The sequence below is a fragment of the Rhizobium leguminosarum bv. viciae genome (assembly GCF_012276115.1).
Lineage (GTDB): Bacteria > Pseudomonadota > Alphaproteobacteria > Rhizobiales > Rhizobiaceae > Rhizobium > Rhizobium leguminosarum_T.
This window is the reverse complement of the sequence record NZ_WIEU01000001.1, coordinates 282868-295845: the sequence shown is the minus strand read 5'-3', so window position 1 is coordinate 295845 and position 12978 is coordinate 282868. Positions and strand designations below refer to the sequence as shown.

Annotated in this window: 14 protein-coding genes; 6 read left to right on the top strand and 8 right to left on the bottom strand. The window is 61.9% G+C overall.

The window, feature by feature from the left end:
* Together GFM02_RS01395 and GFM02_RS01390 are read left to right on the top strand one after the other, a co-directional pair.
* A complete protein-coding gene (locus tag GFM02_RS01395) occupies nucleotides 1-693 on the top strand; it encodes a FadR/GntR family transcriptional regulator (RefSeq protein WP_026264551.1) in 693 nt (230 codons plus the stop codon).
* A 21-nt stretch (nucleotides 694-714) separates the two neighbouring features.
* Nucleotides 715-1689, top strand: coding sequence for a hydroxyacid dehydrogenase (locus GFM02_RS01390; RefSeq protein ID WP_168320533.1), 975 nt, complete (start codon nucleotides 715-717; stop codon nucleotides 1687-1689).
* 79 nt (nucleotides 1690-1768) lie between these two features.
* Here GFM02_RS01390 and GFM02_RS01385 read toward each other — a convergent pair whose 3' ends face one another.
* The 7 genes from GFM02_RS01385 to GFM02_RS01355 all read right to left on the bottom strand — a co-directional run bounded on the left by GFM02_RS01385 (nucleotide 1769) and on the right by GFM02_RS01355 (nucleotide 8478).
* Nucleotides 1769-2845: an ABC transporter ATP-binding protein gene (locus tag GFM02_RS01385; protein ID WP_168302755.1), complete on the bottom strand. Its 1077-nt coding sequence runs from the start codon at nucleotides 2843-2845 to the stop codon at nucleotides 1769-1771.
* Nucleotides 2845-3954, bottom strand: a complete 1110-nt coding sequence (locus GFM02_RS01380) for an ABC transporter ATP-binding protein (protein ID WP_168320532.1) — start codon at nucleotides 3952-3954, stop codon at nucleotides 2845-2847. Before GFM02_RS01380 ends, GFM02_RS01385 begins: the two co-directional genes overlap by 1 nt.
* Entirely contained in the window at nucleotides 3951-4154 is a 204-nt protein-coding gene (locus tag GFM02_RS01375) for a hypothetical protein (RefSeq protein ID WP_057470785.1), read from the bottom strand. The genes GFM02_RS01380 and GFM02_RS01375 overlap by 4 nt, the downstream gene beginning before the upstream one ends.
* Nucleotides 4151-5110, bottom strand: coding sequence for a carbohydrate ABC transporter permease (locus GFM02_RS01370; protein WP_017956808.1), 960 nt, complete (start codon nucleotides 5108-5110; stop codon nucleotides 4151-4153). The genes GFM02_RS01375 and GFM02_RS01370 overlap by 4 nt, the downstream gene beginning before the upstream one ends.
* A gap of 1 nt (nucleotide 5111) precedes the next feature.
* Nucleotides 5112-6017 (bottom strand): carbohydrate ABC transporter permease, encoded by a 906-nt coding sequence (locus GFM02_RS01365; RefSeq protein ID WP_027664632.1) that lies wholly within the window; start codon nucleotides 6015-6017, stop codon nucleotides 5112-5114.
* A 156-nt stretch (nucleotides 6018-6173) separates the two neighbouring features.
* Nucleotides 6174-7484 carry an ABC transporter substrate-binding protein gene (locus GFM02_RS01360; protein WP_168320531.1) on the bottom strand — a complete coding sequence of 437 codons (1311 nt, stop codon included), beginning with the start codon at nucleotides 7482-7484 and terminating at the stop codon, nucleotides 6174-6176.
* 355 nt (nucleotides 7485-7839) lie between these two features.
* On the bottom strand, nucleotides 7840-8478 hold the full coding sequence (locus GFM02_RS01355; RefSeq protein ID WP_168320530.1) for a TetR/AcrR family transcriptional regulator: 639 nt from the start codon (nucleotides 8476-8478) through the stop codon (nucleotides 7840-7842).
* 100 nt (nucleotides 8479-8578) lie between these two features.
* Between GFM02_RS01355 and GFM02_RS01350 the strand changes: the two genes are divergently transcribed.
* Genes GFM02_RS01350 through GFM02_RS01335 form a run of 4 tightly spaced genes read left to right on the top strand, consistent with a single transcriptional unit; the run spans nucleotide 8579 to nucleotide 12291 of the window.
* Entirely contained in the window at nucleotides 8579-9775 is a 1197-nt protein-coding gene (locus GFM02_RS01350) for a Tm-1-like ATP-binding domain-containing protein (RefSeq protein WP_168320529.1), read from the top strand.
* 11 nt (nucleotides 9776-9786) lie between these two features.
* Nucleotides 9787-10629 (top strand): phosphoenolpyruvate hydrolase family protein, encoded by an 843-nt coding sequence (locus GFM02_RS01345; protein WP_025397094.1) that lies wholly within the window; start codon nucleotides 9787-9789, stop codon nucleotides 10627-10629.
* Between the two features lie 25 nt (nucleotides 10630-10654).
* A complete protein-coding gene (locus GFM02_RS01340; protein ID WP_025397095.1) occupies nucleotides 10655-11068 on the top strand; it encodes a cupin domain-containing protein in 414 nt (137 codons plus the stop codon).
* A gap of 32 nt (nucleotides 11069-11100) precedes the next feature.
* Nucleotides 11101-12291, top strand: coding sequence for a M24 family metallopeptidase (locus GFM02_RS01335; protein ID WP_168320528.1), 1191 nt, complete (start codon nucleotides 11101-11103; stop codon nucleotides 12289-12291).
* Between the two features lie 73 nt (nucleotides 12292-12364).
* Here GFM02_RS01335 and GFM02_RS01330 read toward each other — a convergent pair whose 3' ends face one another.
* Complete coding sequence (locus tag GFM02_RS01330) at nucleotides 12365-12958, bottom strand: DJ-1/PfpI family protein (protein WP_168320527.1); 594 nt, start codon at nucleotides 12956-12958, stop codon at nucleotides 12365-12367.
* Between the last annotated feature and the right edge of the window lie 20 nt (nucleotides 12959-12978).

Genomic DNA, 12978 nt, shown 5'->3' with positions numbered 1-12978 from the left:
ATGAAAGAAAACTCCCTCCTCTCCGATCTCGCGGCCCATCTTTTCTCGAACTCGAGCGGCAACGGCCGTACGCCTTCGGAGCGAGAGCTTGCCGAGCATTTCGGCGTCAGCCGGGGCCAGGTTCGCGAGGCACTGGCCATTCTGGAGGCAATGCGCATCGTCGAGCGCCGGGCCAAGTCGGGCATCTATCTGACGACCACGGAGGCGAGCGTGGAGGCAATGGCGCTTTTTGCCCGCGCCGGCGTGCCGCTTGATCCCATCCTGATCTATGAGACCGTGGAGCTTCGCAAGATCCATGAGATCAAGGCCGCGGAGCTCGCCTGCGATCGGGCGACGGAGGAGAATTACCAGCACTTGCGCGATATCCTCGCAGCGTCGGAGGCGAAGCTTGCCGCGGGCGAGGGGCTGGCGCGTGAGGACCGGGATTTCCATTTGGAGATCGTCCGGGCCACCAAGAATAGCGTCTTCCATCGGGTGTGCAGCGTCTATTACGTCATGGGCGAGCACCGCCTGCCGATCTATTTTGCCGATCCCGCCCGCAGCCGGCGCTCGCATGAAGAACATATCCGCATCTACGAGGCGCTGCTTGCCCGAGACGGCAATCTCGCCCAGGCGCTGATGAGCGCGCATCTTCAAGGTGCGGAAAGCTATTGGAAGGGTCTCATCGGTGGTCCAGCGACGGCAGCCGAATAGGCGCAACCGGCGGGAGGGCCGATGAGCTTCATCTTTTCCACACATCCCCTGCACCCCGCGGCCAAGTCCATGCTTGAGGCTGCGGGTGATCTGCGCGTCGCTTCCGCGCCCGATCCCGAAACGTTGCTGCGAGAAGGCCGCGGCGCGGGCATCGTCGTCGTACGCGCGCCGATCCCGCCGGCCTTCTTCGAGGATGCGCCGGCGCTTCGCGCTGCGATCCGCCACGGCGCCGGGCTCGACATGGTGCCGTTGGATGCGGCGACCCGTGCCGGCGTGCTTGTCGCCAACGTCCCGGGCGCCAATGCCTCGACTGTCGCCGAGCACGTCTTCCTCGTGACACTGGCCCTGCTTCGGCGCTTCCGGCTGATGGACCGCGAACTGCGTCAGAGCGGCTGGGTGGCGGGCCGCGCCCAATCGGACACGGCCGTCGACCTCGCCGGCCGCACCATAGGCATCGTTGGTATGGGCAATGTCGGCAAGGCGATTTTCAAGATCGCGAAGTTCGGCTTCGGTCTGGAGGTGGTCGCCACGAGCCGGTCGCCGGAAAACGTGCCGGACGGCGTGCGTTTCCTGGCGATCGATGAGCTTGTTGCCACGGCCGACATCGTGGTGCTCTGCTGCCCGCTGACGCCGGAGACGACCGGTCTGATCAATGCCGGGCGCATCGGGCGTATGAAGCCCGCGGCCATTCTGGTCAACGTCTCGCGCGGCCCGGTGATCGATGACGCGGCGTTGATCGAGGCGCTGCGCGACGGCCGCATCGGCGGAGCCGCGCTCGACGTCTTCGCAACGCAGCCGCTGCCGCTCGACCATCCCTATTTCGGCTTTGACAACGTCATCGTCACGCCGCATCTGGCTGGTCTGACGGAAGAGAGCATGATGCGCATGGGAACAGGCGCGGCGAGCGAAGCCCTGCGCGTCATCAAGGGCGACTTGCCCGTCAACTTGCGCAATCCCGAAGTGGTAGAACACTACCGCCGGCGTTTTCCCGCATAGCGCCAAGTCGCGACAACTCGAAACGCTCGCTGCCCCTGTCGTGCCGCCGAGACCGCTGGCATCTTTCGGACCGTTGAGGTCAGCCCGCGTGCCGCAGGCTGACACCGCTTCCGGCGTCAAACAGCACGACCTTTTCCGGATTCCACGAAAAGCGAACCTCATCCTCGATCCGAAGCGCCGTCTGTGTCGGCACGGTCGCGTGGATGAACTTCTCGCCGGTGCGCAGCGTCACGATCTTTTCGACACCATGGTTTTCCACGTCGTGGACCCGTGCTTCGCCGGGCGCGCCACTATCGAGAAAAATGTCCTCGGGACGGATGCCGAAGGTGAGCGGGCGACCGTCTGTCGCGATCCCGTGTCCGTTGCCGAGGGGCAGCCGGTAGCCCTCGCTGGCCACTGCCTCGCCGCCGGCAAGCGTGCCGGCAATCAGGTTCATCGGCGGCGAGCCGACCGCGCGCGCGACGAAGGTGTTGACCGGGTTTTGGTAGATCTCCTGCGGCGTACCCGTCTGCACCAGTTGACCATTGTTCAGGACGCCGATCTTGTCGCCCATCGACATGGCCTCTATCTGGTCGTGAGTGACGAAGAGGAAGGTCGCGCCGAGGTTCATCTGCAGGTTTTTCAGCTCGGTGCGAAGTGCTTCGCGAAGCTTCGCGTCGAGCGCCGAAAGCGGTTCGTCCATCAGGAAGACCCGCGGCTTGCGCACGATGGCCCGGCCGATCGATACGCGCTGCATCTCGCCTCCCGACAGCCGGTCCGTCTTGCGGTCGAGCAGATGCTCGATGCGCAGGGTCTTCGCAACGCGGTCGACGCGCTCCTTGATTTCTCCGGGCTCAACGCGACGGATACGGGATTTCAATGGAAATTCCAGGTTCTCCCGCACCGTATAGCGCGGGTAAAGCGAGTATTGCTGGAGCACCAGGGCCACATCGCGCTCGGCGGCACCCCAGTCGGCGACGTCCCGCCCGTCGATGAAGATCTGGCCTTCTGTCGGCTTATCGAGACCGGCGATCAGGCGCAGCGTCGTCGTCTTGCCGGCGCCGGTCTGCCCGAGCAGCACGAAGAACTCGCCGTCAGCAATGTCGATGTTCAAGTTTTTCAGCGCCGTGTGGCTGCCGAAGGTCTTGGTGATGCCCTTGAGTTCGATATGCGCCATCAGAGTCTGATCCCCAGCGACGAGCCGGTCGCGGTGTTGAAGAAATGTGCCTGGGCGGGGTCGATGCGTGCCCAGACGGCTTCGCCGGGACCAGGCACGAAACCGCTCTTGGTGCGTGCCCTGATCATCTGGTGACCGACCTTCAGGTCCACGATGTCGTGCGAACCGAGAGGCTCGATGATATGCGCTTCGACCGGCATGAAGCCCTCGCGGGCCTCCCGTGAAACAAGCACGCCCTCAGGCCGGACCCCGAGTGTCAGTTTGCCGTTTTCGGCCCTTGCGTCGGAGAGGCGGTTCGCCAGCACGGCGGGGAACTCGAAGCCCGTCGTCCCGTCGCCGACCTGCACGCTGGTATGGCTGCCCGTCGCGCTGACGATCGCCGGCGCCATGTTCATGACCGGGCTTCCGACGAACTGGGCGACGAACGTGTTGGCGGGTTGCGCGTAAACCTCTTCCGGCGTGCCGATCTGCTGGAGGATGCCCTCGTGCATGATGACGATGCGGTCGGCGAGCGACATGGCCTCCACCTGGTCATGCGTCACGTAGATGGTGGTTGAACCCTGCTTGATGTGCAAACGCTTGATTTCCGCCCGCATCTCCTCGCGCAGCTTCGCATCCAGCGCACCGATCGGTTCGTCCATCAGCATGGCCTTTGGCCGTCGCACCAGCGCGCGGCCGATCGCGACGCGCTGCATGTCGCCGCCGGACAGCGCCGAGGGCTTACGGGCCAGCAAACCGGTGATGCGCAGCACAGCGGCGATCTCGCGGACCGACGCATCGACATCGGCACGGCTCATCCGGGTGGCGCGGAGCGGGAAGGCGATGTTCTCGTAGACCGTCATGTGCGGATAGAGCGAGAAGGATTGGAATACCATGGCGATATCCCTGTCGGATGCCTTGATATGCTGCACCGGCTGCCCGTCGATCAGAATGTCGCCTTCATCAATCGTCTCCAGCCCCGCGACGGCTCGCAATGTCGTCGTCTTTCCGCAGCCCGATTGTCCAAGCAGCACGATGAATTCATTGTCGGCGATGGCGAGATTAAGGTCTTTGATGACCTGGACGGCACCGAAATATTTCTGAATCCCGCGAAGTTCGATCTGCGTCATGAATGGCTGCCTTCGTCTGGTTGCGCGTCCCGCGGGATTTTGGTCGTCACCATGAAGGCGATCAGTCCGACGAGCGTCATCGTCATGCCATAGCGATGCAGAAACAGGTTCCAGGGCTGGCAGAGCGCGATGATGCCGAGGATCATCAGATACTGCGAACCGGGTTCGAGATATTTCTGGTTCAAGGCGCGGAAGGTCATTTGCGGATCGCTCCGAAGCTCATGCCGCGCAGGAGATGGTTCCTGAGCAGGAAGGTGAAGATGGCGACCGGTAGCAGGAACAGGAACGTGCCGGCGGCGATTACCGTCCAGTCCGGCAGGCCTGAGCCGACCTGGCTCGGAATGAAGGGTGGAGCCGTTTGCGCGCGCCGGTTCGTCATGATCAGCGCAAAGGCATATTCGTTCCAGGCCGTGATGAAGCAGAAGACCGCAGTCGCGGCGATGCCGGTGGCCGCTTCCGGGATGACGATCTTGAAAAAGGCCTCCATCCGCGTGTAGCCGTCGACGAGTGCGGCCTCCTCGTATTCCTTCGGGATCTCGTCGATGAAGCCCTTCATCAGCCAAACGGAGAAGGAAAGGTTGAAGGCAGTGTAGAGGATGATCAGGCCCCAATGCGTGTCGTTGAGGCCGACGACGCGGTACATGAGGAACATCGGGATCGCCACGACGACGGGCGGCAGCATGCGCGTCGACAGGATGAAGAAGAGAAGGTCTGCCTCTCCCTTCACTTTGAAGCGCGAGAAGCCGTAGGCCGTGAAGGTTCCCATGCCGACGGCCAGCACCGTGGACGTGATGGCGACGATCAGCGAGTTCATGAAGCGGTTCGGATAGCCGGATGGCTGTACCTCGCCGCGGCCGGAGCGAACGATCTTCTCGCCGCCGTCGAACACCATCCGCTCCCACCAGGGGGCGGCGGCATATTCTTCGGGGGTCGGCGCCCCGCGCAGTTGCGAGCGCTTGGTGAAGAGCTTCACGAAGGGCGAGAGTTCCGGCTCGAAGAGCACCGTCGGCGGAATGGTGGTAGCGAGATTGCGCGGCTTGAAGGCCGTCGAGGTGATCCAGTAGATCGGCGCCAGGAAGATCAGCGTAATGATCAATACGGCGGCGATCGCCACCCGGTTCAGCGCGCGTTCGGAACGGGTTTGGACGGCAGCCATCTCAGCGCTCCTTCACTTTGTTGAGGTACTTGACGTAGATGTTGGTGATCGCAAGAACCATGATGAGCACGATGTAGGCGAGTGCGCAGGAACGTCCCGTCTGCCATTCCTGGAAGGCCATCTTGTAGAGCCGGATGGAGATCACCTCGGTCGTCGGTTGGCTGGTCAGGATGTAGGCGAGGTCGAAGGTCTTGAAGGCCTCCATCGTACGGAAGATGATTGCGATCATCAGGATCGGCGCCACCAGCGGCAGCGTGATGCGGAAGAAGGTATAGAACGGTCCCGCCCGGTCGATCGCCGCTGCCTCGTAGAGATGTTTTGGCACGGCCGAAAGGCCGGCAAGCGACAGCAGCATCACGAAGGGCGACCACATCCAGATGTCCGTGATTGCGACCGCATAGAGCGCCATGTCCGGATTCGACAGCCACTCGAAGGAGCCGAGGCCGAGCGTGTAGTTGATGATGCCGAAGGACGGGTCGTAGAGCAGCTTCCAGAAGAGGCCGACCACGGCCATCGACAGCATCATCGGCAGCAGCAGCAGCGTCGTCAGAAGCCCCTTCAGCGGGATGTCGCGGTTGAGCAGCATCGCGGTGCCGAAGCCGACGATCACCTGCCCCGTCACGGAGACGATCACATATTTCGCGGTGATGGCGAAATTCGACCAGATGAAAGGATCGTTCAGCAATTCGCGGTAGTTCTGAAGGCCGACAAAGTTGGCCGGCGCGTTCGTCGAGGCGCGAAAATCCGTGAACGAATAGCCGAGCGAATAGATCAGCGGAAAGATGTTGAAGATGATCAGAAACAGGATCGTCGGGATAATGAAGAGATTGCGAATGCGGATGTCGCTCATGCCGCGGGATGCGGCACGCGATTTCGTGTCCAGCGATGTCATGACTGCGGTTGCCAATCCTCTCCTCCTCCGAGAGTCGGCGCCGGATGCCGGAAAAGGCATCACGATGCGCGAAGTGAATTCCGGGCGCCGCGCCCTCTCGAACCGCGCCTTTGGGCGCGAGATGCAGAATGCAACGGAGGGGCGACGGAGCCCCTCCGCTGATCGCGTTTGCTATTTATTGCGTCCGTATTTCTTGAACGTCGCGTTCCAGTCCGCTGCCAGAGAGTCGAGCACTTCCTTCGCCGTGCCTTGGCCGGCGGTGACGAAGGGGTAGATGCGCTGGTTCATCTGGATCAGCAGTTCGGCATATTCAGGCGTTGCCCAGAAGTCCTTCACCTTGAACATGGTCTCGTAGAAGGCCTTGTTATAGGGTGTCGCGTTCTGAAATTCCGGCGATTCAAGCACCTTGGCGCTTGCTGTGTAGCCGCCGAGTTCGGCCCAGCGCTTCTGGGTCTCGTCCTTGATGAACCATTCGAGGAATTTCATCGCCTCTTCCTGGTTTTTTGAGTAGGAGACGACCGATATGCCTTGGCCGCCGAGCGCTGCGAATTGTTCGCCGTTCGGCCCCGCCGGATTGGCAAAGAAGCCGGTAACCTTGGCGTTCGGGTTGGACGCCTCGTTCACCAGGGCCGGGAAGAAGGCGAAGTAGTTCATGCTCATCGCCGCCAGGTTCTCGGTGATCGCCTGGTTGTTCTCGACGAAGAAGGACTTGGCCCAGCCCGGAGGCGTAAAGCCGTAGAGCTCGCGATACAATTCGAGCGCCTTGACGTTCTTGTCAGAGTTGATGATGCCGTCGACCTTGTAGCTCTGGTAGTCGCCGAGTTCGCCTCCAAAGGAGAAGATCGCGTTCTCGACACCCATGACGAGACCGTCATAGGAATTGTCGGTGTAGATGGCGATTCCGTAGCGCTTCTGGTCGGGACGGTGGAAGAACTCGGCGATGTCGCGCATCTCGGCCCATGTCTTCGGCGGGGCGAGGTCGTAGCCGTATTTGGCCTTGAACGCCTCCATCTCCTTGGGATCTTCGAACCAGTCCTTGCGGTAGGACCAGCCGACGGCGTCGCCTTCGGCCGGAACTGACCAATACTTTTTCGAGTTCGACGGATATTCGGCGTAGTATTTCACCGTTGCCGGAGCCATCACCTGGGTCAGATTGTGCTTGGTGAAGAAGTCGGTCAGATCGACGTAATGGCCGGCTTCTGACGCCGCCCCGATCCACTGACTGTCGCCGACGACCATGTCATAGGCTGAACCCTTGGCGTTGAACTCGGTGAATGCCTTGGTCTGGAAGTCGGCCCACGGTGTGGTCTCGACCGTGACCTTGACGCCGGTTTCAGCCTCATATTCGTTGGCGAGTTCCTGAAGGTAATTTGCCGGGTCCCACTCGGCCCAGAAAATCGTCAGTTCCTGGGCCTGTGCGGATGTTCCGCAGGCCCACATCAATCCGACACCGGCAAAGAGACCGGCCATAGTTTTGCGCATAACATTTCCTCCCATTTATGCACGCTTCCCGCGTCATCGCGGGCCTCCCGATCCGGCTTCCCGATCCTCCTGGGTGATTTTCGTGCTGGGGTCCTCCCCGACCCTGGCGCGTTTCAGATCTCAAGCCTGAATATTATTCCCTAATCTGGTAGTACCAAACGCCATTATCGTCAAGAGTGAGCCTCGGAGAGCATTTAGCAAAGGTTCATCTTCCAGACTTCTGGATACCTTCCCACAATTGCGGCTCCGCTCATGCGGTCTTGTCAGGCAAACTCACGTTCCTGCTCGCCAATCCCGACCACATTTGCTTCATCTGGTCCAACCAATTGTTGGATTAATTTGAAGGTTCCCCACGTCATGCTTTGCTCTCCGCCTGCCGTAACGCTGTATCAACAAGCGCCCTGGCGGCCCATTCGGCAACAGACTGCGCGCTTTCGGCGGTCAGGCCCCAGATATCCTTCAACACGATCAGCACCTCGACGCCGAAGACAAGCGAAAGCGCCTGCGCAAGGCGTTCCCGGGATTCGGGCGGCACGGTGCCCTGCAGGGGAGCCGTCACGCACTTGAGCAGATCGACCCGGTGGCCGCGCGTGAATAGCGGCTCGTTGCCGAGCGTGCCGGCCTGGCGTTGCGCCCACTGGTCCAGCGAAAGTTTCAGCGCCGCCTTGAAGGTGGCTTCGAACTCATCGATGCGGGGCATTGCGGTCGCCAAGAGGTCGGCAACGCGGGTGCGTGCATCCGGACTGTCCGACGACCAGCTGAGTATCGGCCCCAGAGCCTCATCCACCACGGCATGCACGAGCGCGGCCTGGCTCGGAAAGTAGCGGTAGGCCGTCGCGCGCGAGACTTCGGCAGCCTCGGCGACCTCACTTACCGACGGAGTAATGCCGGACTGCATGAGCCGCGTTGCCGTTTCGAGCATCAGTTTTCGCGTTCGGGCACGCGGGCCTCGCTCGGTCCTGGCTGTTTCGTTCTGTTGACGTGAGACATCCATGTCTTTATGATACGCACGTCTCACAAATTTGCAAGGGCCCGTCGCTTTGCCCCGGACGTGGGATATGCCGGGAGGAAACCCAACCGGTCTCGGAGGGGAAATGAAGCAGATCTACGTGGTCGGCACGGCTGACACGAAGGGCGAGGAGCTTGCTTATCTGGCCGCTTGCATCAAAGCGGCGGGCGGGGCTGTCGTCCGTGTCGACGTCGGCATCCGCGAGCCTCAAACCTCCGTCGATGTGAGGGCCGAAGCAGTGGCGGCGTGCCATCCGGACGGGGCTGGAGCCGTTCTTGCCAGCGGCGACCGCGGAACGGCGGTCGAGGCGATGGGCATTGCCTTCGCGCGCTTCCTCGTGGAGCGCCAGGACATCGCCGGCGTCATCGGTATCGGTGGAGGCGGGGGCACTTCGATCATTACCGCAGGCATGCGCCAATTGCCGCTCGGTCTGCCAAAGATCATGGTCTCGACGCTCGCATCCGGCGATGTGGCTCCCTTTGTCGATGTTTCAGACATCTTGATGATGCCCTCGGTCACGGACATGGCGGGCCTGAACCGGCTGAGCCGCGTCATCCTTCACAACGCCGCCCAGGCGATCACCGCCATGGCCCGCCGGCCGGCTGAGGTGACTGCATCCAAACCAGCCCTCGGGCTTACCATGTTCGGCGTTACGACACCTGCCGTATCCGCCATGGTCGAGCGCCTCCGAGCGGACTATGACTGCCTGGTCTTCCACGCGACAGGCACGGGCGGGCGTGCGATGGAGAAGCTTGCCGACAGCGAGCTCATCTCTGGCGTGCTCGACATCACGACGACCGAGGTCTGCGACCTGCTGTTCGGCGGCGTCTTGCCCGCCACCTCGGACCGTTTCGGCGCCATTGCTCGCAAAGGCCTGCCCTATGTCGGCTCGGTCGGTGCGCTCGATATGGTGAACTTCTGGGCGCCGGAGACCGTCCCGGAGCGCTATGCCGGCCGGCTGTTTTACCGGCACAACCGGAACGTCACTTTGATGCGCACGACGTCGGCCGAATGCGCGCAGATCGGCCGCTGGATCGGCGACAAGCTCAATCTCTGCCACGGCCCCGTACGCCTCCTCATTCCCGAAAAAGGCGTTTCGGCCCTCGACATCGAAGACGGTCCGTTCTTCGATCCGCAAGCCGACGCCGCGCTTTTTGCCGCGCTCGAGGCGACGGTGAAGCCGACGGCGTCACGGCGTATCATCCGCCTGCCGCTCCATATCAACGATCCAGATTTCGCCGAGGCCGCCGTCGCGGCCTATCGTGACATCGCCAACCCCTGAGAGACAAATCGATGCCAGTCATACCGCGCAGCACCATCCTCGAAAAATTTCACGGCATGATCGCAGCCGGCGTGCCGATCGTCGGCGGCGGTGCCGGCACCGGCATCTCCGCCAAGGCCGAGGAGGCGGGCGGTATCGACCTCATCATTATCTACAATTCCGGGCGCTACCGCATGGCGGGCCGTGGTTCGGCGGCCGGACTGCTCGCCTATGGCAATGCCAACGAGATCGTCAAGGACATGGCGCTTGAAGTGTTGCCGGTCGTGAAAAAGACGCCGGTTCTTGCCGGCGTCAATGGCACGGACCCCTTCGTGCTGATGCCGCGCTTCCTCGCCGACCTCAAGGCGATGGGCTTTTCCGGCGTACAGAACTTCCCCACAATCGGCCTTTTCGACGGGCGGATGCGGCAGAGTTTCGAGGAAACGGGCATGAGCTACAATCTGGAGGTCGAGATGATCGCCACCGCCCACGGGCTCGACCTGCTGACGACGCCCTATGTCTTCAACGAGAGCGAGGCTATCGCCATGACGACCGCCGGCGCCGACATCGTCGTGGCGCATATGGGGGTGACGACCGGCGGCACGATCGGCGCCACATCCGGCAAGTCCCTCGATGACTGCGTCGAGGAGATCGCCGCGATCGCCAAGGCGGCACGTTCCGTGCGCGACGACGTCATCGTGCTCTGCCATGGCGGCCCGATCTCCATGCCGGCGGATGCGCGCTACATTCTCGAGCGTTGCCCTGGCTGCAACGGCTTTTATGGCGCAAGCTCGATGGAGCGCCTGCCGGCAGAGGCGGCAATCCGCAAGCAGACCGAAGATTTCAAGGCGCTCGCCATCGGCGCGGTCGTCTGAGGAAGGGCATGGAGGAGGCCGTTTCATGGTAAAGAACAAGTACTTTATCTATCCTGAGGATGTGAGCGCCTTCGGTTTCGACTGGGGCAAGCTGTCGCTGACTGTGGCGCCCGAGATCAACGGTGCCAGCCGCTTTTCCGGCGGCGTCGTCGAGCTGCCAAGCGGCGAGGGCCATTCCCGCCACAATCACCCGGGCGCGGAGGAAATCATTTTTGTGATTTCCGGCGAGGGCGAGCAGATGGTCGAGGACGAAAATGGTAATCCGATCACGCAGAAGGTCGCCACCGGCTGCACGATCTATATTCCGGAAAGTCGCTTTCATTCGACGAAGAACACTGGCGGCGGGAAGATGCTCCTTTTCGTGGTCTACTCACCGGCCGGGCCGGAGCTTGCGCTACGCGATTTGCCGGACTTCCGCCTGCTGCCGCCGGGCTTCTGAGGCGGCGCATCCATTTTCTGGGAGGAAAGACAATGAACGACAATGCAGGGCAAACAAGGCAGACCGCCGTGACGCCGTTCGATACGGCCAAGCTCGACCGTCTCATGGAGGAAGCCGGGATCGACGTCATCGTTGCCACCTCCAAACACAACACGCAATATCTCATGGGCGGCTATAAGTTCATCTTCTTCGCCGCCATGGATGCGATCGGGCATAGCCGCTACCTGCCGATGGTGATTTATGAGAAAGGCGCGCCCGATCACTCCGCCTATGTGGGCAACCGCATGGAGGGCGCGGAGCACCAGAACAATCCATTCTGGACGCCCGCCGTGCATACGGCGAGCTGGGGCACGCAGGATGCCGCCGGGCTCGCCGTCGAACACCTGAAGAAAATCGGCAAGACCGGTGGGCGCATCGGCATCGAGCCGGCCTTTCTGCCATCCGACGCCCGCGACCTGCTTGGCTCTCGGCTGGATGGCGCTCGTTTTGTCGATGCCACGCATGTGTTGGAGCGGCTGAGGGCCGTCAAGACGCCGGATGAACTGGCAAAGCTGAGACGCGCCTCCGAACTGATCACCGACTCTATGCTGGCGACGATCGCGGCGGCCCGCGCCGGCTCGACGAAGTTGGAGATCATCGAGCAACTGCGCCGGGAGGAAACGAACCGCGGCCTGCACTTCGAATATTGCCTGCTGACGCTCGGCTCCAGCCACAATCGCGCGGGCTCGACGCAGGCCTGGGCCGAGGGCGAGATCCTGTCGATCGATTCCGGCGGCAACTATCACGGATATATTGGTGACCTCTGCCGCATGGGTGTGCTCGGCGAGCCGGATGCGGAGCTGGAGGACCTTCTGGCCGAAGTCGAATGCATCCAGCAAGCGGCCTTCGCCAAGGTCAGGGCAGGGGCTGCGGGCAGTGAAATGATTGTGGCGGCAGAAGCCGAGCTCAAGGCCTCGCCGTCGGCGCCCTTCACCGACTTTTTCTGCCATGGCATGGGCCTCATCGCCCACGAAGCGCCATTCCTCATGACGAACCACCCTGTCACCTATGATGGCATCGATGCCGACAAGCCGCTGGAAACCGGGAGTGTGATCTCGGTCGAGACGACGATGCTTCACCCGAAGCGCGGATTCATCAAGCTGGAGGATACGCTTGCCATCACCGATGGCGGCTATGAAATGTTCGGCGACCGTGGCCGCGGCTGGAACCGCGGCGGAGCGTGATTGCAGGCCCATTGCAAAAAAAAGGCCCGGCAGATATCACCTGCCGGGCCTTTTGTTGCTTGGTGCCGTCGTCTCAGCTGTGGTGGATCTCTGTTCCCAGCACCTTCAGGCATTCGCGCATAAAGGCGGCGAGCGCCGTCCAGCCCTTGGCCGAAACCATCGTGCCATCGACATAGGCTTCGGTTGGCGACAGGTCGATATAGGTTCCGCCCGCCAGGGTGACCTCCGGTTCGCAGGCCCCAAGTGCACCCACCTTCTTGCCGCGAACGACACCGTCGACCGCGATCAGAATCTGGACCCCGTGGCAGATGGTGAAGATCGGCTTCTTCTGCTCGTGGAAATGACGCACCATTGCCTGTACCCGCTTGTCGGTGCGGATATATTCCGGTCCACGCCCGCCGGCGCAGTAGACGGCGTGATACTGGTCGAGCTGGTTCTCGGCCTCGGAAAACGTCTTGTTGATGGTGACGTTGTGCCCGAGTTTTTCGGTGTAGGTCTGGTCTCCCTCGAAATCGTGCAGCGACGTCCTGAGGATGTCGCCGGCCTTCTTATCCGGGCACACGATATGCACCGTGTGACCGACCGCCTCCATCGCCTGGTGAAAGACGAAGATTTCGTACTCCTCGGTGAAATCGCCGGTGAGCATCAGGATTTTCTTGCCTGGCATGGGTTCTCCTCCTCATTGTC